21 protein-coding genes and 1 riboswitch are annotated in these 21,394 nt (G+C 57.2%); of the genes, 10 read left to right on the top strand and 11 right to left on the bottom strand.

The genetic code is table 11. The annotated features are described in order from the left end of the window. The first annotated feature begins 184 nt into the window (after positions 1-184). Both OGM81_09820 and OGM81_09815 read left to right on the top strand, forming a co-directional pair. The gene (locus OGM81_09820) at positions 185-1,390 is read left to right on the top strand and encodes a histidine kinase (GenBank protein UYJ42637.1); all 1,206 of its coding nucleotides are present in this window, start codon (positions 185-187) and stop codon (positions 1,388-1,390) included. An 8-nt stretch (positions 1,391-1,398) separates the two neighbouring features. Next, the gene (locus tag OGM81_09815) at positions 1,399-2,247 is read left to right on the top strand and encodes a response regulator (GenBank protein UYJ42636.1); all 849 of its coding nucleotides are present in this window, start codon (positions 1,399-1,401) and stop codon (positions 2,245-2,247) included. A 105-nt stretch (positions 2,248-2,352) separates the two neighbouring features. Here OGM81_09815 and OGM81_09810 read toward each other — a convergent pair whose 3' ends face one another. Continuing rightward, the gene (locus tag OGM81_09810; GenBank protein UYJ42635.1) at positions 2,353-2,706 is read right to left on the bottom strand and encodes a hypothetical protein; all 354 of its coding nucleotides are present in this window, start codon (positions 2,704-2,706) and stop codon (positions 2,353-2,355) included. A gap of 265 nt (positions 2,707-2,971) precedes the next feature. On the opposite strand from OGM81_09810, the gene OGM81_09805 reads away from it, so the two are divergent. From OGM81_09805 to OGM81_09785, 5 genes are all read left to right on the top strand, one after another. Beyond that, positions 2,972-3,139 (top strand): hypothetical protein, encoded by a 168-nt coding sequence (locus OGM81_09805; GenBank protein UYJ42634.1) that lies wholly within the window; start codon positions 2,972-2,974, stop codon positions 3,137-3,139. 57 nt (positions 3,140-3,196) lie between these two features. Continuing rightward, a complete protein-coding gene (locus OGM81_09800; GenBank protein UYJ42633.1) occupies positions 3,197-3,577 on the top strand; it encodes a helix-turn-helix domain-containing protein in 381 nt (126 codons plus the stop codon). A gap of 1,179 nt (positions 3,578-4,756) precedes the next feature. Beyond that, positions 4,757-5,560: a pyrroline-5-carboxylate reductase gene (gene proC, locus OGM81_09795; GenBank protein UYJ42632.1), complete on the top strand. Its 804-nt coding sequence runs from the start codon at positions 4,757-4,759 to the stop codon at positions 5,558-5,560. A 1-nt stretch (position 5,561) separates the two neighbouring features. After that, entirely contained in the window at positions 5,562-6,338 is a 777-nt protein-coding gene (gene proB / locus OGM81_09790) for a glutamate 5-kinase (GenBank protein ID UYJ42631.1), read from the top strand. Beyond that, entirely contained in the window at positions 6,335-7,627 is a 1,293-nt protein-coding gene (locus tag OGM81_09785) for a glutamate-5-semialdehyde dehydrogenase (GenBank protein ID UYJ42630.1), read from the top strand. Before proB ends, OGM81_09785 begins: the two co-directional genes overlap by 4 nt. 76 nt (positions 7,628-7,703) lie before the next feature. Here the strand turns inward: OGM81_09785 and OGM81_09780 are convergent, their stop codons facing one another. Next, positions 7,704-9,677: a GH25 family lysozyme gene (locus OGM81_09780; protein UYJ42629.1), complete on the bottom strand. Its 1,974-nt coding sequence runs from the start codon at positions 9,675-9,677 to the stop codon at positions 7,704-7,706. Positions 9,678-9,874: 197 nt separating this feature from the next. Next, positions 9,875-11,008, bottom strand: a complete 1,134-nt coding sequence (locus OGM81_09775; GenBank protein ID UYJ42628.1) for a DUF3810 domain-containing protein — start codon at positions 11,006-11,008, stop codon at positions 9,875-9,877. Positions 11,009-11,288: 280 nt separating this feature from the next. After that, a riboswitch (TPP riboswitch) is annotated at positions 11,289-11,405 on the top strand. Between the two features lie 72 nt (positions 11,406-11,477). On the opposite strand from OGM81_09775, the gene thiT reads away from it, so the two are divergent. Beyond that, positions 11,478-12,044, top strand: a complete 567-nt coding sequence (gene thiT, locus OGM81_09770; GenBank protein UYJ42627.1) for an energy-coupled thiamine transporter ThiT — start codon at positions 11,478-11,480, stop codon at positions 12,042-12,044. 144 nt (positions 12,045-12,188) lie between these two features. Next, the gene (locus OGM81_09765; protein UYJ42626.1) at positions 12,189-12,440 is read left to right on the top strand and encodes an IreB family regulatory phosphoprotein; all 252 of its coding nucleotides are present in this window, start codon (positions 12,189-12,191) and stop codon (positions 12,438-12,440) included. Between the two features lie 74 nt (positions 12,441-12,514). On the opposite strand, the gene OGM81_09760 is transcribed toward OGM81_09765, so the two are convergent. The 8 genes from OGM81_09760 to OGM81_09725 all read right to left on the bottom strand — a co-directional run bounded on the left by OGM81_09760 (position 12,515) and on the right by OGM81_09725 (position 20,786). Next, positions 12,515-13,777 carry a methionine gamma-lyase family protein gene (locus OGM81_09760; GenBank protein ID UYJ42625.1) on the bottom strand — a complete coding sequence of 421 codons (1,263 nt, stop codon included), beginning with the start codon at positions 13,775-13,777 and terminating at the stop codon, positions 12,515-12,517. After that, positions 13,774-14,565 (bottom strand): GNAT family N-acetyltransferase, encoded by a 792-nt coding sequence (locus OGM81_09755; GenBank protein ID UYJ42624.1) that lies wholly within the window; start codon positions 14,563-14,565, stop codon positions 13,774-13,776. Before OGM81_09755 ends, OGM81_09760 begins: the two co-directional genes overlap by 4 nt. A gap of 175 nt (positions 14,566-14,740) precedes the next feature. After that, the gene (gene murD, locus OGM81_09750) at positions 14,741-16,138 is read right to left on the bottom strand and encodes a UDP-N-acetylmuramoyl-L-alanine--D-glutamate ligase (GenBank protein ID UYJ42623.1); all 1,398 of its coding nucleotides are present in this window, start codon (positions 16,136-16,138) and stop codon (positions 14,741-14,743) included. Between the two features lie 302 nt (positions 16,139-16,440). Next, positions 16,441-17,610 (bottom strand): ribose-phosphate pyrophosphokinase, encoded by a 1,170-nt coding sequence (locus OGM81_09745; GenBank protein ID UYJ42622.1) that lies wholly within the window; start codon positions 17,608-17,610, stop codon positions 16,441-16,443. A gap of 22 nt (positions 17,611-17,632) precedes the next feature. Then, on the bottom strand, positions 17,633-17,836 hold the full coding sequence (locus OGM81_09740; protein ID UYJ42621.1) for a hypothetical protein: 204 nt from the start codon (positions 17,834-17,836) through the stop codon (positions 17,633-17,635). Positions 17,837-17,876: 40 nt separating this feature from the next. After that, positions 17,877-18,926 (bottom strand): hypothetical protein, encoded by a 1,050-nt coding sequence (locus tag OGM81_09735; GenBank protein UYJ42620.1) that lies wholly within the window; start codon positions 18,924-18,926, stop codon positions 17,877-17,879. A 1-nt stretch (position 18,927) separates the two neighbouring features. Next, the gene (locus OGM81_09730; protein ID UYJ42619.1) at positions 18,928-19,182 is read right to left on the bottom strand and encodes a YkgJ family cysteine cluster protein; all 255 of its coding nucleotides are present in this window, start codon (positions 19,180-19,182) and stop codon (positions 18,928-18,930) included. Beyond that, the gene (locus tag OGM81_09725; GenBank protein ID UYJ42618.1) at positions 19,182-20,786 is read right to left on the bottom strand and encodes a hypothetical protein; all 1,605 of its coding nucleotides are present in this window, start codon (positions 20,784-20,786) and stop codon (positions 19,182-19,184) included. The genes OGM81_09730 and OGM81_09725 overlap by 1 nt, the downstream gene beginning before the upstream one ends. Positions 20,787-20,978: 192 nt before the next feature. Between OGM81_09725 and OGM81_09720 the strand changes: the two genes are divergently transcribed. After that, on the top strand, positions 20,979-21,341 hold the full coding sequence (locus OGM81_09720; protein UYJ42617.1) for a helix-turn-helix domain-containing protein: 363 nt from the start codon (positions 20,979-20,981) through the stop codon (positions 21,339-21,341). Positions 21,342-21,394 lie beyond the last annotated feature (53 nt).

The following is a 21,394-nucleotide window of genomic DNA, read 5'->3' as shown; positions in this document are numbered from 1 at the left end:
AGGAGTACCAAACAAACGATATACGCATCGTCTTGTAAGTTCGATGTAAAGTTGTGTATTATTTGTAAAATCTTGCGTTTTCCTGACTTTTCAACAGATTTTACCATCATTTTGTAAGACATTTGTACCGGGTTTCTGTTACACTGTGTATGTGTACAGACAGGAATCACAAGGAGCACAGCAGATGAACTTTACCCAATGGAAAAATTTCGGGTATCCGGGGCAGGAACTTACCCCCTTTGAGCCGGTGCTGGCCCGGGACAACCTGGTCACGCTGACCAACTATGGCAGGCTGTGCAGTATCCTGTTTGTCACCACCCCGGTGTGCCATTGTCTGTTCGGGTTCTTTCAGCCATTGCGCACAGTACCGCTGCTGTTGGCGGCGGGTGCAGCGTTTTTCCTGCGGTGGGCCGCTCAGCGCTGCCTGAACGATCCCGACCAGCTGGTGCCCCGCGCCCGGCTGCTGACCAGCCTGTTCACCCTGCTGATCTTTCTGCTGGGCGTTTACTACGACCTCATCCGCCACCCGACCGAGGTCAACGTTCTCATCTGCCTGGTGATGCTGATCCAATTGCTGCTGTTTGATGCCCGGCCGGGGCATAACCTGACGGTGTCCCTCTCCGGGCTGGCGGTGGTGGTGTTGTGGGAGTGCTATGTGCCGGACCCCCACCGGCTGACCAACATCATGTACTGCTTTTTAGCCTCTCTCATTGGGCTGTACCTGGCCTGGCACAAGACCCACAACATGTTTGGCATGCTGCTGTATGCCCAGCGGGAGAAAGCTGCCGTGGAAAAAGAAACTTCCACCCAGGCGGCAGTCAGCCAGTTCCAGCCGCATTTTATCAGCAATATGCTGTCCACCATTCAAATTTTATGCGATGATGCCCCCGCCAAGGCCAAGGACTCCCTGGGCTTGTTTGCGGATTACATGCGGGTCAGCACCGATGCCTTCAACTATAACGGGCTGGTCTCTTTCCCGCGGGAGTTAGCCCACGCGCGCAACTACGCCGCGCTGGAGCAACTGCGCTTTGGCAACAAGCTGCAAGTTGTATATGATATTGAATCCGAGGATTTCCTGCTGCCAGCGCTGACCCTGCAGCCGCTGGTAGAAAACGCCATCACCCACGGCATTGGCAACAAGCGGGGCGGCGGCACCGTGACCATTGCCACCCGCGAGGAGCCCGACAACTGGCTGATCACCGTGCAGGATGACGGCTGCGGCACCGATAACATTGCCGCCGACGGCCTGCCGCCCCAGCAGGATGGCGGGTTCATCGGCCTGGCAAACGTGCGCCAGCGGGTAGAATCCATCGCAAGAGGACGGCTGCATTTTAACAGCATTAAAAATAAGGGCGCCACGGTAACGGTCGTGCTGCCCAAGGAAAGGTGAAGAGAAGTATGACGATCCTGGCAATTGACGATGAGCCAGTTATGCTGGCGCACCTGGAAACCGAGCTGCGGAAGGTCTTTCCCAAAGCGGACATCGTGACCTTTGACGAGTGTGACGAAGTGCTGGCCTTTCTGGAAACGCCCCAGAGCCGCAGTCTTCACTATGCGTTTATGGACATCAAGCTGCGGGGCATGCTGGGCATCGAGCTGGCCAAACGCATCAAGGACCAATGCCCGCAGACGCGCATTTTGTTCTGCACCTCCTACTCCTACTACGCGCTGGAAGCCTACCAGCTGCACGCCCTTGGCTACCTGATGAAGCCCGTCGACGCCGATAAGCTGCGGGAGGCGGTCTCCCAAATTGAAGCGCAGCTGGGTACCTTCCCGGAGAACGGCACAGCGACCCCCGGCAAACTGGTGGTGCATACCTTTGTCAATTTTGAGGTGCTGTACAACGGCACACCGCTGGTGTTTGAGCGGGAAAAGGCCAAGGAGCTGCTGGCGCTGCTCATCGACCGGCAGGGGCTTTCGATGACCAACGGCGAGATTGAGGCCTTTTTGTGGGAGGAGCTGCACTCGCCCCAATATTTACAAACGCTGTTCTACTCGCTGCGCAAGACGCTGCGCGGCATCGGGTTTGAGGATCTGCTCATCCGCACACGTAACCACACCAGTATTGATGTGAGCAAGCTGCACTGCGATCTGTACGAGTTTTTGAAAGGCAGCGCCGACGCCGTAAACAGCTACGCCGGAGAGTACATGAACAATTACAGCTGGGCCGAGCTGACCAACGCCCGGCTGTACAACGGCACTTTTTCAGATTTTGTGCTGGCGGCGCAGGCACGGTCAAGACGGTAAAATGGCAAAAAGGCTTCCCTTTGAGTACCCTCCATAAAGAAGATGCCCCAAGGCGGCTTTTGCAACTCAATTTAACAATTATTCGAAACGGTGTAGCCCTATTGGTTACGCCGTTTCTGTTTTCTTGCGCTCCGCGAGAGATTTCTGGAACACTTCTTCCATTTCTTCTGGTGTCAGTTCGTCGAGAATTCCGACGGCGCTGTAATAAGTATCTACAGTCTGGATACGCTTGCCGTCAAGGTATTTCGGGGCGTAACTTTTAGAAATCTTTTGTGAACGCCAATCCGAGCAGCAAAAAACCGGAGTACACAGCCTGAAATCCGGCTGTGTGCTCCGGTTTATTTTGATGGTACAAATATGAAATTTTTTCAATGAAATAAGTCGTAACAAGCCACGGATTTGATTGTTCAAATCCAGCTTGCCAAAGAATTTTTCTGGGACCCTCGCCAATTTTTTCATGGCGCTTCGATATCTATCTCCGTACTCTTTTACCAGATCGTTTGTGTAGACTTGCCCGCACGATAATCCGGATTCGGCAGATCAACCTCAATAAATGCAGAAAACCGCCATGTAAACCGAGATGTAAAGCAGAATATACGCAGTAATTGGTGGTGGCAACCGAACTTTTTCGTTATAATTTGCAGCGTAATCAAGACAAAGGAGGATCGAACAATGGCTATCCTATGAGCTGATGGGCTACACTGAACAGGGTGAACCGTGCGAAGTGTATTTCACCAGATCCGGCAGTGCAGAGGACTATTACGCACCCGGGACCTATATCAAGATCAGCATGAGTAAGACCATCACCCTTGGCGTGGAGGTCGTGGAAGAACCGTCTGTTCCGCAGACAGCGTTGGAGAAAATTCAAGAGTTGGGAACCAAAGCTGACTGATAGGAATATGGACAAATCAAATTATTTTATATATAATTTTTATGAGGTGATTGTACTATGTACGCAACAGGAGTAATAATCATTTTAGTTGCTGTTCTCTATGTTTTATTCTGGATAGCAGTGTCTGCCGGCATCGTCTACCTGTTTATTCTGATCGTGAAGGCACTCAAGAAATATGTCAACTCCAAGGAAGTACGAGAGGAAAAGAAAGCTGTTGCCAAATCCTTGGGCGAAGCATTGAAGGAAAACCGCATCCGCTGCCAGATGACGCAGGAATTTGTGGCGGAAACGCTGGGCGTCAGCCGCCAGTCCGTTTCCAAATGGGAGAACGGCTCCAGCGACCCCAACACCTCCAATCTGATTGCTCTTTCGAAGCTCTACAAGATTTCTCCGGAGGAACTGTTGGAATGTGCAACGAGAACACCGGAGGAAGATTGAGATTTCTTTGCAAAGGTCAGTCAGCTGACAAGACCGATATCATCTTCCAACCGGAAAAGTTTTGTCACAGCGGTTCTCTTTTCGGTATAATTCAGGGGTGTAGTTTTGCTTTATTATAGGCGTTGGGCAAGCTGTTGGCAAAGCTTAAAAAAAGCACCGCCTTGGATAAGACGATGCTTGATGATTTATTTTTGCGGCTGGTTATGACAGCCCAACATATTTATTATAGCACCATAGGCATGCACTTATCAATCCTTAACATGCACAAATAATTCATCGCAGGATTGTCTGCTCTGCGAATAGACGAATTTCTAAGTGTGTGCTATAGTATAGTCACAGAAAGAAAACAGCCGGAGATAAGGAGATAAGAACTCCAAGCGAAGCCACTTTCTTAACACTTCCCCATAAAAGACCAATCGTGAACAGACCGACATCTTAAAGCAGATCTCCCGAAGCGGAAACGTGAAGAAGGAGCACTTTAAGGACTCCGATCCAGCAGCACGAGGGCAGCGGGAAGAAAGAGAAAGAAATTGTAAAGGCCGCCGGCAGGATTTCGGATGAAAGGAGGCTCTGGACCCGATGGCAAACTTTAAAGATCCCATTCATCACCGGCGGGCCTGGGCCTGCTGAAACGAAGAGAACCACATTGAAAGCCGCAGGTCGTAACCTGTAAAAGATTGAAAAATTCAGATGGTTGGTTCATAAATCAGATTCAGCAAGCCCAGGGGCCGTCAAGACAGACCCTGGCGTGTAATATAGATTAAGATGAAAGAAGGTCGGTAGCGATGACCGTTACCACTCCACCGAACAGGAAGAACCTGAATTTCATCTGATCCACAAGGAGACACTCCAATGTACTAGAGTTAAGAGGCGCAGTCCTCAGCATCAGACCCCGATACCCACATCGATCTTAACTATCAGAGGGTAAGACCAATGAACAGGTAAATTGAGATCCCTGAAAGGGTTAGCAATATCGCAAAGTTAGGATGATCCTTATGAAAACAAGGGTACTGTCCGAAAAATAACGAGTAAGGGTTATGAGGCTATGACTCCGAAGAAGTAAGACCGCCGGGGCGAACAGAAATGTTCGCCCCGGCTTTTTGTGTATATTTTTTCATTGACAAACCCACTTCTCTGCGCTACCATGTTACTATCTTATAGTATACGAGGGGGATCACCATGAAATACGGTTTTATCGGCTGCGGCAATATGGGCGGCGCAGTGGCCCGTGCGGTCTGCAAGGGTGCAGGCGCCGGGGATGTGCTGCTGGCCAACCGCACACCCGCCAAAGCGCAGGCCCTGGCCGGCGAGCTGGGCTGTGCCTGTGGCACCAACGAGCAGGTCGCCAGTATCTGCGATTTTATTTTCCTGGGGGTCAAACCCCAAATGATGGCTGACATGCTGGACGAGCTGGCCCCCACGCTGGAGGCCCGGGCCGAAAGCCGCCCCTTTGTGCTGGTCAGCATGGCGGCGGGGCTTTCGATGCAGCAGATCCGCCACATGGCGGGCAGCGGCTACCCCATCATCCGCATGATGCCCAACACCCCCGTGGCGCTGGGCGCCGGTATGATCCAGTACTGCTGCGACGACGTGGAGCCTGCCCAACTGCAGGAATGGCTGGCCGCCATGCAGCCCGCCGGGCGGCTGGACGAAGTGCCTGAGACGCTGATCGATGCCGCCAGCGCAGTTTCCGGCTGCGGCCCGGCCTGGGTGTACCAGTTTATCGAGGCACTGGCCGATGGCGGCGTGGCCGCCGGCCTGCCCCGCGCCAAGGCCCAGGAATATGCCGCCCAGATGGTGCTGGGCAGCGCCCGCATGGTGCTGGAAAGCGGCAGCCACCCCGGTGCCTTGAAAGACGCCGTGTGCAGTCCCGGCGGGTCCACCATCCAGGGTGTGCGCCTGTTGGAAGAACGGGCCTTCCGCGGTGCTGTGACCGACGCCGTGCTGGCCGCCTACGAGAAAACGAAAGAGTTGGGAAAGTAAGATGCGAATTGTTGTTAAGGTCGGCACAAGCACCCTGGCCCACCCGGGTGGGCGGCTGAACATCCGCCATACCGAGGACCTTGTCAAGGTATGGAGCGACATCAAAAACGCCGGACATGAGCTGATCGTGGTCTCCTCGGCTGCTACCGGTCTGGGCGTGGGCAAGCTGCAAATCCAAAAGCCCCGGGACATCACCACCAAGCAGGCAGCCGCTGCCGTGGGCCAGTGCGAGCTGATGTACATCTACGACCGGCTGTTTGGCCAGTACAACCACACTGTGGCCCAGATGCTGCTGACCTGGGAGGATTTCGACCACGAAAACCGGCTGCACAACCTGCGCAATACGCTGGAGCGTCTGCTGGAGCTGGGAGCCATCCCCATCATCAACGAGAACGACCCCATCGCCTGCGAGGAGTACTCTCTGGGCGACAACGACACGCTGGCCGCGCTGGTGGGCGAGTGCATCCACGCCGATCTGGTGGTGCTGCTCTCTGACATCGAGGGCTTGTACACCGCCGACCCACACACCCATGCCGACGCGAAACTTATCCCTGTGGTGGAAGAAATCACACCCGAAATTGAGGCGTTGGCCGGCGGGGCCGGGTCCAGCCTGGGCACCGGCGGCATGCTGACCAAGATCAGCGCTGCCAAACGCGCCACCGCCGCCGGGGCCGATATGATCATCACCAACGGTGCCCGTGCCGACGTGCTGTACGATATTGTGGAGGGCAAGCCGGTAGGCACCCGCTTTATTGGTAAAAAGGAGCATGCCCAATGACGACGCAGGAAATTTTGCAGGCGGCACAGACTGCCCGCGTGCCGCTGGCTCTGGCCGACGCCGACACAAAAAATGCGGCGCTGGAGGCCATGGCCGTGGCATTGATTGCCGCGAAAGATGCGATCCTGGACGCCAACGCGAAAGATCTGGCAGCGGCCCGCGGCCGAGTCAGCGATGTGATGCTGGACCGCCTGGCGCTGACGCCCTCCCGCCTGACTGACATGGCCAAGGGTATGCGCGAGGTCGCCGCCCTGCCCGACCCGGTGGGCGCGGTGCTGCGCCGCATCGTGCGCCCCAACGGGCTGGTGATTGAAAAGACCGCCGTGCCCATGGGTGTGATCGCCATTATTTACGAGAGCCGCCCCAACGTGACCAGCGACGCCGCTGCTCTGGCGGTGAAAGCAGGCAGCGCCTGCATCCTGCGCTGCGGCCGAGATGCCTGGGCCAGCTGCCACGCCATTGTGGAGGCCCTGCGCGCCGGGTTGCGCAAAGCCCACCTACCCGAAACGGCAGTGAGCCTGATCGAGGATACGAGCCACGCCAGCGCCAACGAGTTGATGACCGCTGACGGGCTGGTGGACCTGCTGATCCCCCGCGGTGGTGCCGGGCTGATTCGCGCCTGCGTGGAGAATGCCACAGTCCCCTGCATCCAGACCGGCACCGGCATCTGCCACGTTTATGTGGACGCTGCCGCTGATCTGGAGATGGCTGTGAACATTGTGGAGAACGCCAAGACCAGCCGTCCCAGCGTTTGCAACGCCGAGGAGGCTCTGCTGGTACACCGGGATGTGGCCGCCCAGTTTTTGCCGATGCTGAAACAGCGCCTTGTAGACGACCGCACTGCCGTCGGGCTGACCCCGGTGGAACTGCACCTGGACGCCCGCGCCGCGGCTATCATTGACGGTGTGCCTGCCGCACCTGCGGATTTTGACACCGAATATCTGGACTACAAGCTGAACGTGGCCGTGGTGAATACACTGGACGACGCCATTGCCCATATTGCCAAGCACTCCACCCACCACAGCGAGGCCATCATCACGGCGGACAAGGCCGCCGCCCAGCGTTTTACCGCCTGCGTGGACAGCGCCGCGGTCTACGTGAACGCCAGCACCCGCTTTACCGATGGCGGTGAGTTCGGCCTGGGCTGCGAGATGGGCATCAGCACCCAAAAGCTGCACGCCCGCGGCCCCATGGGGCTGGCTGAGCTGTGCACCTACAAGTACATCATCCACGGCAGCGGCCAGACCCGCGGCGGTGCCGCCGCCAAACTGCAGACGCCCTGCTGCTGAAAATTTAAAATGGCAAAAAATTCCCCGGTGCGGTTCAGAATAAAACCGCACCGGGGAATTGCTGTTTATATGGATGTCAGCCGATGTTCATATCGACGGGCTTGGAGATGCCATTGACGTGGCCGGAGCCCGTGTACTGCCAGATGTTGTATTTATAGCTGAAGTTCAGGGTGTCGCGGTACTGGGCGATCCAGATGTTGTACTTGCTGATGTTAGCGAAGTTCAGCGAGTTGTAGAACCAGCTTGCATAGGAGTACACACCGGCAGAGTAGCCGGAGTTGCGGATGGTCTCGCAGAATGCGACGGCGCAGGCGGTGCGCTGGGCGGCGCTGATGGTATCGGCGCGGCCGGTATCACCGGCGACTTTCTCGGTATCGTAGTAGACGCCCAGGGGCAGCGAGTAGCCGCTGACCAGGCTCAGCACCATGCTGGCTTCCTCGACGGCCTCGGCCTCGTTAGTGGCTTGGCTGTAGAAGTAGACGCCCACTTTCAGGCCCGCGTTGATGGCGCCGCGGATGTTGGCGCGGTAGGTGGAATCCTCGACCAGAGCGCCGCTGCCGTAGCCGCGGTAGCCGCAGCGGATGATGGCAAAGGTGATGCCGTCGGCCTTGACAGCGTTCCAGTCAATGCTGCCCTGGAACTTGGAAACATCAATGCCGCGGGCCGTGCGGTTCAGCGCACCGTCGGCACCAAAGGTGTAGACGTTGCCCTGGATGACCTGGTTGCCGGTAACGGGCTGGTGGGTGGCGGGGTCGTAATAGTACGTGGCGCCGTCAATGTTCTGCCAACCGGTGTACTGGTACTCGACGGTCTCGGTGCTGGTCACGGCAAAGCCGTACCCGGCCAGCTTGGAGGCTTCGATCTCATGGGGAAAGCCTGCGGTGCGATCCACCGGCGTGGGGGCCGGGGTGGCCGTGGGGGCAGGCGTCGGGGTCGCGGTCGGCTCCGGGGTGGCGGTAGGGGTGGGTTCCGGCGTGGCCGTCGGCTCCGGGGTGGCGGTCGCTTCGGGTTCCGGGGTAGGCGTTGCCTCTTGCTCCGGGGTGGGGGTCGGCGTGGACTCGCTGTCACCACTGGCAGAGGAGGAACCACTTTCGACGTTCTCGTCTACCCCCATGATGCCCTCGTTATCGTCGGCATGGTGGATGACACGGGTGGTAACAGCCAGAGGCACGATGGTATCCGCTGCACCGGGTAGCCAGACAGCCATGCTGTGGGCAGCGGCATAGCTGTCATCGCGCTTGGCACCGGCCAGGTCCTTGGTGCCGTCTTTGTAAACGGGCAGGTACGGGGTCTCGGTGCCGTCAGACAGCAGCAGATGGCCGCTGCTGCTCAGCTTGGCGGTGTATGTAGTGGTCTTGCCGGTCTCGGTCTTGGCGCTCTCAGCGTAGGTGACGGTGTCGGTCACTTCCTCGACGATGGGGGCAGCGCCTGCGTTTTTGCTGGCAGAGTCCTCAGCGCTCTCGTTGACCTGGCTGGCCTGGACGATCTTCTCTTTCACGGCAGCCACATCAGCCTTATAGACGACCTTCTCGTTGACGGTTACAGTCTTGCTTTCGGGCGTGACATACCCCTCGATGGGCTGCACAGTCACGGTGTAGTCGCCAGGCTCCACCTCCTCGGCCAGGGCCGTGCCGGTCTTGGTGTCCAGCTCGTAATCGGTGGTCTTGCCGTCCTTGTCAGTCAGGGTCACGGTGGCGGCCACATCCAGCAGGGGCAGCTTTTCCTCGGCGTCCTCATCCTTGTCGGAGGCACTTTCGGGGGTGGTAGTCGGCAGCGTATAAAGCTCCACACCAATGTCCTGCTGCACGACGGTCACATCGACGTACAGGTCCTTATCCGGTTCCGGCGTAGCCGTCGGTTCTGGGGTCGGGGTGGGGGTTGCCTCCACGATGGCCGTCGGCTCCGGGGTGGGTTCCGGCTGGGCCTGGGGCGTGAAGGACGCTGCCATGACGCCCAGGCCGATGCTGGCCGTGAGCACTACGGCCGAGCCGCCTGCCACCAGTTTGTACAGCGGCAGACGCGCAAAGGCGTTGCCGGAGAAATATTTCATGGGATTCCGCTTACTGAACATCCTGTCCTCACTGTTTCCTTTTATAGAGTTCTATTACTGCTTATGGTCATCATACCATAAAGGATCCCCTGGCCGCAAGGGGGCAGGGGCGAAAAAACTTGTAAATTTTGCCAAAACTGATGCTCCAATTTTGTTCAATTTACCGCATCTTGGCAGTTTTTTAGCTGATATGGTGGTTACTCTGCCGTAAGGCCACCAGTAGTTGTGTAGGGCAAAAATTCTTCTACCAGCAGGTCCACGCAGGCGCCGTAGCTGCGCATGCCCAATTTCTGGCCGTAACCCTGCAAAAAGGCAGTGTACACTTTTTCGCCGGTCTCCTTCACCGGGCCTTCCCACTGCTTCCAATAGGCGTTGTTGTCCGCCATGTCGGCCTGAGCCTCGGCGCACAGGGCGGCATAGGATGCCCGGGCCAGGTCCGGGTCGGCACTGTACAGCGCGTTGGAGAGATGCAGATAGCCGAACAGCCAGCCGGAGTACTGATATGCCGCATTGCCGCCCGCTGTGGCCGCCATAACGCCGACGAAGTTAGCCTCCTGCTCCGCCGCCACGCCCCGCTGGTGGGCCAGCTCGTGGGCGACCGTCACCGGCAGGAACACCGCCGGGCTGTCCACGTTGAGGGTGCTCTCCCCCACCAGCGGGCAAAGGTAGCCGGTGAAGCCCCACGCGCTCATCAGCTTGGAGTAGACCGCCGGTTTGGGGTGCCGCTCGGGGCCGTCCAAAAACGGCCAGCGCTCCAGCAGCGGCGTGTACAGGCCGGTGCAGCTTTGCAAAATTTCGGTTTTCTCCACCGCAAACAGACTGCTTTCGTCCCGGGGCACGGCATCGGCTGTCTCGTTGACGCGGGCGGCGAAGTAGTCGGTCACCGCCGCCAGCTGCCCTACGCTGACCGCCGGGGACTGCATGCCTGCCCTGCCTGCAAAGCTTGTACCGTAGTACTGGGTGCCCCAGAGGGCGCACACGCCCGCATAGCCCCAGACGACCAGCACCGCCACATGCAGCAGCCAGGCGGGCAGGGCACCTTTTTGGCCCTTAACCGCACGGCGGATGGCACGGACCAGAAAGGCCAGCGCACCCACGATCAGCACGGTGGCCCCCAGCTCGCAGGCACTGAAGGGCAGCGGGTCCACCAGCGCCGAGATGCCCCGCTTGACGGGCATCGAGACATGGGCCAGCCACCAATCCATGGCCGCCCGGTTGCCGCGTGCGGCCGCAAACAGGCCCAGGGCCGCCAGCCCGGCCAGCAGCCCCAGGCAGGCGGCCCGGTGGCGGCGCAGCCAGGCGGTAAGGGTTTTGCAGGTATTTTTCAGCATTGCAGTGTCTCCCGTTTGTGTTTTACTTTAGGCAACACCGCACAATTCCCTCCTTACGGCTTAAGCACCGCTTCGGCGGCTGCGGCACGGCATCTGCGTTGCCAAAATGCTCGATAATACACAAAGTATTATCTGCGCTTTTGGCTTAGCAGCTGCCGCACCTCGCTCGCCGTATCGGCACTTAGAATTGTGCGGTATTGCCTTTATTATACTACACGCATCCCCGTATTGCCAAAGTTTTTGCTTGACAACGCCCGTCTTTCGTGTATACTGAAAGCAGACATAAAAACAGGGGCGCTGGGGGGCATCCTCGGCTGAGACCGAAATCAACTGCGATTTTGGAAACCTTACACCTGATCCGGGTAATGCCGGCGTAGGAAGTTTGACCCATAGTCGTACTGTTTTGCGCCTGCATGTTTTGTAGGCGCTTTTTCTTGTTTTTATGTACTATTTTTGAGGAGTGGATACCATGTCCAAAACCTATTCCAAGACCCGCACTCTGGTAGAGTGCGCCCTGATGATCGCGCTGGGCACCGTGCTGGCGAACATCAAGATCTATTCCCTGCCCAACGGCGGCTCCATCACGCTGTTCAGCATGCTGCCGTTCATCATGATCTCGTTCCGCCACGGGGTCAAATGGGGCCTGTTCACCGGCTTTGTCAACAGCCTGCTGCAGATGCTGCTGGGCTTCTATGCACCGCCGGCCCCCGGCCTGCTGCCGCTGGTTGGCATGATTTTGCTGGACTACGTGCTGGCCTTTACCCTGCTGGGCCTGGCCTGCGCCATCGCTAAGCCCTTCAGCAACAAGCTGGTGGGGGTCGGCGTCGGTACGGCTGTCGTCTGCTTCATCCGCTTTATGTGCAGCTTTTTGTCCGGCGTGCTGATCTGGGGCAACCTGAGCGACGGCCTGCCCGCCTGGACCTACAGCCTGACCTACAACGGCAGCTACATGCTGCCCGAGACCATCATGACGACCATTGCCGCCGTGCTGATCTACAAGGCCGCTCCGCAGCTGTTCCGCGCACAGAACGACTAAATTCTTTCCCATTCCTAAAAAAGCTGCCTAAAATTCTCGAACAGAAGCATTGCAAGTTGTGCAATTCTCTGCTATAATAGCTGTAATGATAGAAAATTCTGTGCGCTTTTGCAGAGAGGCCGCACTTTGAAAGGGGATTTTAGAATGGCAATCTCTGAACCTACTGCCGTATTTTCCATCCGGGATGACCGGGATATGGAGATCAAACAGGCAGTATTGCAGGTCTACCGTGCGCTGGAAGAGAAAGGCTACAACCCCATTAACCAGCTGGTGGGCTACATCCTGTCGGAGGACCCGACTTACATTACCACGTACAAAAACGCCCGCGCCATCATCCGCCGCATTGACCGCGACGATCTGCTGCAGGCTTTGGTGCGCGACTTTGTAAAAGGCTGATTTTTCAACAGAATATGCAAAAAACGCCCGTGTGCTTTAGCTGGCACACAGGCGTTTTGTTTTATTGATGCTGCTTAGTCGGCAAAAAAGGCGTTCTGCACGGCGTTAAGCACAGCGGCGCGGCCAGCGGTAAAGTTGACACCGCCCTGCAGGTAGCAGGTGTAGGGGGTGCGCAGGGGGCCGTCGCAGCTGATTTCGATGGTGCTGCCCTCGGTAAAGCTGCCAGAGGCCATGACCACCTTGTCGGTGTAGCCGGGCTCGTCAGCGGGCTCAGGGTCAGCGAAGCTGTCCACCGGGCTGTTGTGCTGGATACCGGCGCAGAAGCCCGTGAGGGCGGCGGCACTGCCGGAATCGAAACAGGTCACGATGTCGTTGTGGTCGTCGGTGTAGCGGGGCACCGGCTTGACCCCCACCAGCTCCAGCAGGCACTGGGCGTAGATAGCGGTCTTGAGGGCCTCGCACACGACGCCGGGGGCGTAGTAGAAGCCCAGGAAGGTATCCCGCAGGCTGTCCTGGGTGCAGCCCAGGTCGGCGCCAATGCCGGGAGCCGTAAAGCGGTGGCTGCACTTTTCCACCAGGTCGGCGCGGCCTGCAATGTAGCCGCCGGTGGGGGTGATGCCGCCGCCGGGGTTTTTGATGAAACTGCCGGCAATCAGGTCCGCGCCTGCGGCCAGAGGCTCCTGCGTCTGGGTGAACTCGCCATAGCAGTTATCCACAAAGATGACCGCATCGGGGTTGGCCTTGCGGGCAGTCTCGGCCACCCTTCGGATCGTCTCCAAATCGAACGCATTGCGCTGCATGTAACCGCGGCTGCGCTGGATGTGCACAACGGTAGCCGTTTTGGCTTTTTCAGCAATCAGCGCATAGTCCGGGGTGTTGTCGGGCAGAAGCGGGCACTCGTCGTAGTTGACGCCGTACTCCCGCAGGGTGCCGCAGCCCTTGCCTGCTTCGCCAATGCCGATGACACCCTCCAACGTATCGTAGGGGCGGCCGGTGGCGGCCAGCAGGGTATCGCCGGTGCGCAGCAGACCAAACAGGGCGACCGTCAGGGTGTGGGTGCCGCTCATGAACTGAGAGCGCACAAGGGCAGCCTCGGCGCCCATGCAGCGGGCGAAGACCTCCTCCAGCTTATTACGGCTGTCGTCCCAGACGCCGTAGCCGCTGGAACCCCAGAAGTGCCGGGCCTCGACACCGCAATCGGTGAAGGCACGCAGCATTTTCAGCTGGTTGTAGTCGCGGATCTCCTCCACATGGCAGAAAGGTTCACGACAAAGTTCCAAAGCTTTTCGGTCCAGTTCCAACACGTCGGGGCGTAAATTGTAGAATTGTTCGATCATTTTGTATTCCAATCTGTAGTATATTGTTGAATCATGCCATTTTGTACAAACCCAAGTCGCTGGTAAAATCCGCAGAGGTGGGGCAGACAGAGGAAACAGACGTCCTTCTCCGCCGCCAGTTCGTTGGCCAGGCTGGCAATCAGCCAGCCTGCCAATCCCCTGCCCCGCCATTCCGGCGCGGTGACACCGGCGGCCATGTAGGCTTCGCGGGTGCTCTGCTCATAGCAGCCTACCGTGCAGACGGGCTTGCCATTGTACAGCAGGGCGCGGCAGGTGCCATAGCCATGGGCCAGGGCCGTGCAGGCGGTGGAGTAGAATTCGTCGGCCTCGGCATCGCTCTCGGCAAAGACCAGGCGGCTGATGGGCAGCATCGAAGGGGCAGTATCCAGCGTAAGGCCCCACTTCCCCGCCGGAGGCTTTGGCAGGGGCAGTGCACGGCCCTGGGGCAGCGTCCACAGGGTCAGCGGTTTGCCGGACTGCCATGTGTTGGCGTAGGCCGCAGGCAGCGGGTGTTCGCACCGCAGGCAGTCGACGTGCAGGAATCGCAGGAAGCCCTGCAGTTCCTCGCGTGTGTCCTCGTCGTCGGGCAGGCCACCGCACAGAGCGCCGCTGCCGCCGCGCAATTCCAGCACCGCCGTGCCGGGCAGCAGGTAGAACATCCACCCGCTGGCCGGGTGCGCACCGAACAATGCCAGATGGGTGCCCAGCACGCTCTCAAAATACGGCTTGCCGGCAATGCGCCAGCGGTACTCGGCCTGCTGCTGCGGTGTGGTAACGGCTTGGATCATGGGTGGTCCTTTTCTGTTCCTTTTCTTATAAGAAAAGGAACCAAAAGAATTTTAATGGAAAAAGCATAGAAACGGTCGGATATAGAATCCGCCCCTATGTGGGGTGGAGTTCTATCGTGCATAGGGCGGCATTTTTATGCTAATTTTGTTTGAAAATTCTTTGCGCAACTTTCTTTCAAGAAAGCTGCATCACAATGTTTTTATAATCCCGCCCGCGGACCTCGAAGTTGGGGTAGAGGTCAAAGGAGGCGGACGCCGGGGACAGGCTGACGACGTCGCCGGGCTGGGCGGCACTACGGGCCAGCTCAACGGCATGCTGCATGTTGTCGGCGTGCAGGATAGTCAGCTTGCTTTCGTCAAAGTCTGGATGCTCGCGCACGGCCTTCTCGATGCGGGGGCCGGTAGCGCCCATCAGCACCAGCGTCTTGACGTGTGCGATGATCTCCGGGGCCAGCGGCTCGTAGGGGATCTTTTTGTCGTAGCCGCCCGCGATCAGGATGATCTTCTGGTCAAAGCTGCGCAGGCCCGCGATGGTACGCGTGGGGCTGGATGCGATGGAGTCGTTGTAGTAAGTAACGCCATCCAGTACGCGAACCGGCTCAATGCGGTGCTCAACACCCGTAAAAGTGGAGCCGACCTGGCGCATAGCCTCGACGGGCACGCGGCCCCAGACGGCGGCAATGGCTGCCAGCAGGTTTTCCACGTTGTGCAGGCCGCGCAGTTTGATCTCAGCGCGGGGCAGCACAGGGGTCACAACGCCGTTCTCGGCATAGCAAAGCGTATCATCGCTTGCGCGCAGGAAGGCGCCGCGGTCGGTCTCATGCAGGCGGGTGAACCAGACCTGCTCGCCCTTGCAATCGCTCTGCATGGCGCGGGTGATGTCGTTCTCGTAGCCCAGCACGGCACGGCAGGGCGGCACCTGCCAAAGCAGGATGTTGCGCTTGGCATCGATGTACTCCTGCATATCCTTGTGGTGGTCCAGATGGTTGGGGGTCACGTTGGTGACGACCGCCACCTTGGGGCTGCGGCGCATGCTGATAAGCTGGAAGCTGGACAGTTCGACCACGGCCACGGCGTCAGGTGTGACGTCGGCCAGCTGGGGCAGCAGCGCCGCGCCGATGTTGCCGCCCAAAAAGACTTTGCGGCCGGCGGCCTCAAACATTTTGGAAATCAGCGTAGTAGTGGTGGTCTTGCCGTCGGAGCCGGTCACAGCCACGATCTCACAGGGGCAGAACTCGAAGAAAAGCTCCACCTCGCTGGTGACCATAGCGCCAGCGGCCTTGGCTGCCTGCAGTTCGGGCTTGAAATACTCATAACCCGGCGTGCGCATGATGATGTCCTGCCCGGCGAAACCGTCGGTGTAATGCTCGCCCAGACTCAGGGCCACGTTCAGGCGGCGCAGCGTGTCGGCGTAGTCGCCAAAGTCCTCGATGGATTTTTTCTGGTCGCACAGCGTGACCTGCGCGCCCAGTTCTACAAACTGCTCAATGCAGCGCTTGTGGCTGACCCCGGCACCGATAAAGGCAACTTTTTTGCCCTGAATAAGTTTTTCCAGCTGTTCGATCGGCAGCATAGCTATCTCTCCCCTGCTTTATAATTTGGTTTGAATCTATACGCTATTATATACGATTACGTGCGTCCCTGCAACAAAATTCGGCCCGCCGAAGCGGACCGAACAAGATTTATTTTAAATCCATCGGCATCGGCGGACATGCGCCGACAATGCCGATACCGCTAGAGCCAAAAAGTGCATTTTTGTGTCGTCAGGCGCGAAAATGTGCTTTTTTTGCGGCGGGGTGAATCCAAAGGAGGGGTACAGAAGCATGGCGCAGCCACAAGCGACGAACCCCTTCTTTGAGCGCACGAAGTACGCGCTTACTGCTGGCCGCCCATGGGGATGCCGTGCTTGTCCAGCAGGGTGCGGATCTTGGTCATCGGATCGATGATGGAAGAAACGCTCTTGTCGTGGTTGATGGCGGCGATGAAGTAAGCGGTGTACTTGGAAACGTCGACGTCGTAGTACCACTCGCGGTCCAGCAGCTCGGGCTTGCGGTAGGTCAGGTTGGTGCCCAGCACAGCCTTGATGATGCCGTCGTGGTAGGCCTTGTCGAACTTTTCCAGGCCGGCGGTGAACAGCGGGAAGGTGCAGCAGGTGAAGATGTTGCGGGCACCGCGCATCTTCAGCTCGTAGGCAATATCCAGCATGGACTCGCCGGAAGCAATGATGTCGTCAGCGATGAAGACATCCTTGCCCTGGACGCTCTCGCCCAGGTACTCGTGGGCAACGATGGGGTTACGACCGTTGACGATGCGGCTGTAATCGCGGCGCTTGTAGAACATGCCCAGGTTGCAGCCCAGCACGCTGGAGTAGTACATGTTGCGGTTCATGGCGCCCTCGTCGGGAGAAACGATCATGAAGTTATCCTTGTGGAAGCTGACGTCAGGCACGTGATGCAACAGGCACTTGAGCACCTGGTAGGTGGGCATGACGTTGTCGAAGCTCATGGTGGGGACGGCGTTCATGACGCGGGGGTCATGGGCATCAAAGGTGATGATGTTCTTAACGCCGACATCGCGCAGCTGCTGCAGCGCAAAAGCGCAGTCCAGGCTCTCGCGGCTGACGCGGCGATGCTGGCGGCCGCCGTACAGGCTGGGCATAATGACGCTGATGCGGTGGGCGCGGCCTGCAACGGCCTGGATCAGACGCATCAGGTTCTGGAAATGGTCGTCGGGAGAGAGATGGTTCTCATAGCCGAACAGCTGGTAGGTAACGCTGTAGTTGCCCGGATCGACGAAGATATACAGGTCGTCGCCACGGGTAGAAGCCTTGACCAGGCCCTTTGCGTCGCCGGACTGGAAACGCGGGCAATCAGACGGGATAATGAAGGTGTCAACATCCATGCCAACCTCGCGCGCCCAGCGCACCAGGTGACCATCTACCAGCTTGCACAGTTCCTCGGCACCGGGGCAGGCAATCAGACCCAGGTCAGCAATTGCAGACTCCGTGGCGAAGAAATCGCGCGGGCTAATATTTTGTTCAGCCATACGTGTGTACTCCTTACTTCCATCACAAATTTTTACCGTTCATCAGCGGCGGGCATACCGCCACATCTATTAGTATTGTATCACAGCCCCCGTGTAAAATCAGCCCCGGCATGCGTTTTTCTGCCGTTTTTTCGCATTTTCCGCGCTTTGCACATGCACAGTTCTCCATTGTTTGAAAAATACTGGCGGATTTTACAAAAAATTTGCAAAAGGCGGACAGAACCAAGCTCCATCCTCCTATTACAGGTATTTCTACGCTTTTGCGCTTACTCTTCGGTCTTGGTTTCGCTTTCGTGGATTTTTCGCAGGATCATCTTTGCATCACTGCGGCGGTTTTCAGTACCATCCATATCCACACGGTTCAGCGCCCCTTCTGTCTTGGCGGGGATGACCAGCTGCAGCTTGCACATCTTGTACAGCAGGCCCACCAGCATGACCGTATTCTGCACCAGGCGCTTTTCACGGTCGTTGTATTGCAGCCAATCAGTACGCTCACTATAGTTGATCATCATCTTCATATCATAGAGATGCTCCTGGTAGACGGTATCTACCTCTTCCAGCGCCACTCTGTATGAATACGCCTGTCTCATCAGCTGTTCAAGATAGTCAACAATGCGCGTGACTTCGCGCTGCTCTTTCTTAGCCTGGCTCATGGCTTCGTCAGCTTTTTCCGAGATTTTGCCGCCGGTCACACCGAAGATGGCACCACCCACCAGCAGGCCGACGCCCAGCGTTGCTTCGCCCAGCACAGCGCTGCCCAGCGCCATACCACCGCCGCCAGCTGCCAGTGCACCGCCCCCCAAAGCGGCCAGCGTTGCGTTGGTAGCGGCCACGCCCGTCAGAGATGCGATTGCCGTTCCCGTAGACGCGGTACCTAATGCCATCACAGCTGCTGTGGTAGCGCCTGCGGCTGCAAAGCCGCCCGCAGTACCAACCGCTGCGCCACCCAGGCCGCCCAGCAGCACACCCGCGCCGATGGAGACCTGCTTCAGTTCCTCGGCGTTATACTGCGGCAGACTCACGTCGCCAATCTGGCACTCCTTGAAATCCGGGCGGTTCTGGATCTTTTCGATCATATCGGAGAACTTCTCGAAGCTGCTCAGGATCTCCATTTCCCTTTTGCCCAGGCGGTCCATTACCTCGTTTGCATCTTCGCTCTTCTTCTTAAATCTTTTCTGGCTTTCTTCGTGCATCTCCTGCGCGGCTTCACTGGTCTTCTTGGCATCACTCATCTTTGCAGCACCACTGACCCCCAGGCCTACGCCGCTGATACCTGCAGCGATAGCTCCAATACCCAAAATAATCGGTAACGGCATATTATAGTTCCTCCTGTTGTTTTAATAATTCACAGCACAGATAATTCTGCCTGTAGTACTCTTCTTTGGACATTTTGCCTTTAAAGTACACCTCATAGCTTTCGTCCACGCGGCAAAGCAAGGGGCGCGTGGCGTAAATGCTGCACAAGTTCCCATCCAGATAGCGGCAGACGCCGTCGCCCCGGTCAAGGCCGCTGTACAGCGGCGACCGCCGCAGGCTGCGGCAGCAGATGCCGCATTTGTCGCAGTGGAACATTATTCAAACACCAGCCTGTTGTTCTTATCTGCCATGAAGGTGTCAAAATCACCTTCTCCCCACGGGATTTTGATGTCCAGTTCCCGGTAGGCATTCATCAGAGCGTCGTTCAGCGCGGTCTCGCTCATGCCTTTATGGATGGACGCCACCACGCTCTCGACCTTTGCCATCTGCTGGCGCAGGTGTTCCGGCGTCATCCGCATCAGTTCGGCGGCGTAGGTTTCAAAGGCTTCAGCGCAGCGGCGCAGGTAGTCGATCTCCGTCTCAATGGTATGTACATTGTTGAGTACCTGCACCAGCTTGTTGATTACCTTGCTTCGGTCAAGATACAGCAGCAGCGTACAGCTCATGATGCCCGACACCATCGACGCGCAGAAGGTCTGCACCACAGGGCCGACTTCCGCCAGTTGGCCGAAGGGCGTCTTGGCGACAGCCTCCCGTACGACGGTGCCCATCACCACGCTGGCGCCCACCGCCAGGATCTTGGCCGCAGCGCGGATACGATCGCCAAATTCGTAGTTCTTGGGGTTGATAAACAGGGTTTCGCCCGCTTCCACCAGCGATGCCCAGGACTCGCGAATGATTTTCACCGTGTTGGACGCCGTGGTCAAGAAGATATTACAAAGGGTCGTCGTCAGGCTTGCCAGCGCGCCCGCCACGGTGCCTTTTAGGAAATGTTGAAACAGGTCAGCATACTTTTCCTTGGCACGCTGGTATCCCTGCTGAATGCCCTGACCGATGTGGCGGAACAGTTCCGCAAAGTCGGTATCGTCGGCCTGATTTTTTTCTTTCCAGGCGGTCAACTCATCCTGCACAGCAAACCACATTTCGGCAAAGACGAAGCCCAGCACCTGGCGCACACCCATGCCTACGCCGACGATTGCGGCGGCTGCGCCCAAATCCTGTGCAAAACGCGGGCTTGTGTAGTAGGCGCGATTGATTTGGGCATCCATGTCCGCTTTCGCCGTATTGTAGGCATCCATCATGCGCTGTTTCTGGTCTTCGGGCAATTCGGGATGGGCGGCGATAAAGTCGGGGATTTCTGTTTCCTGTTTTGATTTATTCAACTTTTCATTGGTAAACTTCAGGTTTATCTCCGAATTTGCAAGACGTTTCCCATCCACTCCCGCCAACACACGTCCTCTGTCGTCATGGATATGATTGGCCGAGATAATGTGGTCCAAATTTGCCATTTTAGCATCTGGAATACTTTTGCTTTTTGTTACGTACAGATTACCTCCTGTGTAAACATCTTCCAGCTTTCCCGTCTCGTTAAACGTTTTTCTGGCATCTCTTTTAATCTGGTCAAACACTTTATCATGGTGGTAGGCTTTGTTATCATATTTCCCATGTGCCGCATACGCCGCCTCATTGGCGGCGTTTTTGTACTGCATCTGCGGGTCCATACCGATATTGCACACATTATGCACTGTATCCACGTCACCGCCGTAGCGGTCATGCACCAGCAGACCGTCCAGCCCAAAGGATTGCACAAGGCTCTGGGCTACAACAGCACCGTATTGGCGCATGATGCTTTCAAAAATCGGCTCTTCCGGCTGCGGGTCGTACCCCTGCACAGCCTTTACTGCAAAACATTCTGCCATAGCTGCACCTCCCTTAATTTTAAGCACATACTATAAGAAGCCCGGAATCTGCACATTTTTAAGAGCGCATATCTTTTTGCTTATTATTTCATACTTAATGATATCACTTCCACTATCATTTGTAAATTGCCATAACGCACAAATCCATTTAAAGTTAATTATGTACGCTATCATAAAGTAGGAGTGTGCCCCATGGCTGACAATACCCGGCTTGCGCGCGAGGTTGGCGCAAAAATTAAATATCTGCGCCAGAAGCGCGGCCTGAGCCAGGAGGCGCTGGCGCTTTCCTGCGATATGAACCCAGCCTTTCTTGGCCATGTAGAACGCGGGATGCGCAGCCCCACACTAAACACCTTACAGCGCATCTGTGATGGGCTAGGCATCACGCTGACGGAGCTGCTGTTGACGGAGCCAGATGCAACTGCTGCTAGCACCGGCTGTGCCGCTGCCATCCAACATGTTACCGACCGTATGCGGCATTTGACACCCACCCAGGCTGCCCACATTGCCGATATGGTAGAACAGGCTGTTCAGCTGTTGGATGATAACAGCTGATTCCTTATTCTGTTTTCAGTATACACACCGCATTGGACAGTCTTTGTCCTTCT

It is taken from the genome of Oscillospiraceae bacterium (assembly GCA_025758045.1).
Classification (GTDB): Bacteria; Bacillota; Clostridia; order Oscillospirales; family Ruminococcaceae; genus Gemmiger.
This window is presented reverse-complemented; position numbering and strand designations above follow the sequence as displayed.

Coding starts and splice junctions, on each gene's coding strand:
- OGM81_09780 (UYJ42629.1), bottom strand. CDS start 9,677: ATGAAATATTTCTCCGGCAACGCCTTTGCGCGTCTGCCGCTGTACAAA.
- OGM81_09775 (UYJ42628.1), bottom strand. CDS start 11,008: ATGCTGAAAAATACCTGCAAAACCCTTACCGCCTGGCTGCGCCGCCAC.
- murD (UYJ42623.1), bottom strand. CDS start 16,138: ATGCTGCCGATCGAACAGCTGGAAAAACTTATTCAGGGCAAAAAAGTT.
- proC (UYJ42632.1), top strand. CDS start 4,757: ATGAAATACGGTTTTATCGGCTGCGGCAATATGGGCGGCGCAGTGGCC.
- thiT (UYJ42627.1), top strand. CDS start 11,478: ATGTCCAAAACCTATTCCAAGACCCGCACTCTGGTAGAGTGCGCCCTG.
- proB (UYJ42631.1), top strand. CDS start 5,562: ATGCGAATTGTTGTTAAGGTCGGCACAAGCACCCTGGCCCACCCGGGT.
- OGM81_09765 (UYJ42626.1), top strand. CDS start 12,189: ATGGCAATCTCTGAACCTACTGCCGTATTTTCCATCCGGGATGACCGG.
- OGM81_09730 (UYJ42619.1), bottom strand. CDS start 19,182: ATGTTCCACTGCGACAAATGCGGCATCTGCTGCCGCAGCCTGCGGCGG.
- OGM81_09745 (UYJ42622.1), bottom strand. CDS start 17,610: ATGGCTGAACAAAATATTAGCCCGCGCGATTTCTTCGCCACGGAGTCT.
- OGM81_09815 (UYJ42636.1), top strand. CDS start 1,399: ATGACGATCCTGGCAATTGACGATGAGCCAGTTATGCTGGCGCACCTG.
- OGM81_09820 (UYJ42637.1), top strand. CDS start 185: ATGAACTTTACCCAATGGAAAAATTTCGGGTATCCGGGGCAGGAACTT.
- OGM81_09755 (UYJ42624.1), bottom strand. CDS start 14,565: ATGATCCAAGCCGTTACCACACCGCAGCAGCAGGCCGAGTACCGCTGG.
- OGM81_09810 (UYJ42635.1), bottom strand. CDS start 2,706: ATGAAAAAATTGGCGAGGGTCCCAGAAAAATTCTTTGGCAAGCTGGAT.
- OGM81_09760 (UYJ42625.1), bottom strand. CDS start 13,777: ATGATCGAACAATTCTACAATTTACGCCCCGACGTGTTGGAACTGGAC.
- OGM81_09725 (UYJ42618.1), bottom strand. CDS start 20,786: ATGGCAGAATGTTTTGCAGTAAAGGCTGTGCAGGGGTACGACCCGCAG.
- OGM81_09785 (UYJ42630.1), top strand. CDS start 6,335: ATGACGACGCAGGAAATTTTGCAGGCGGCACAGACTGCCCGCGTGCCG.
- OGM81_09720 (UYJ42617.1), top strand. CDS start 20,979: ATGGCTGACAATACCCGGCTTGCGCGCGAGGTTGGCGCAAAAATTAAA.
- OGM81_09800 (UYJ42633.1), top strand. CDS start 3,197: ATGTACGCAACAGGAGTAATAATCATTTTAGTTGCTGTTCTCTATGTT.
- OGM81_09735 (UYJ42620.1), bottom strand. CDS start 18,926: ATGCCGTTACCGATTATTTTGGGTATTGGAGCTATCGCTGCAGGTATC.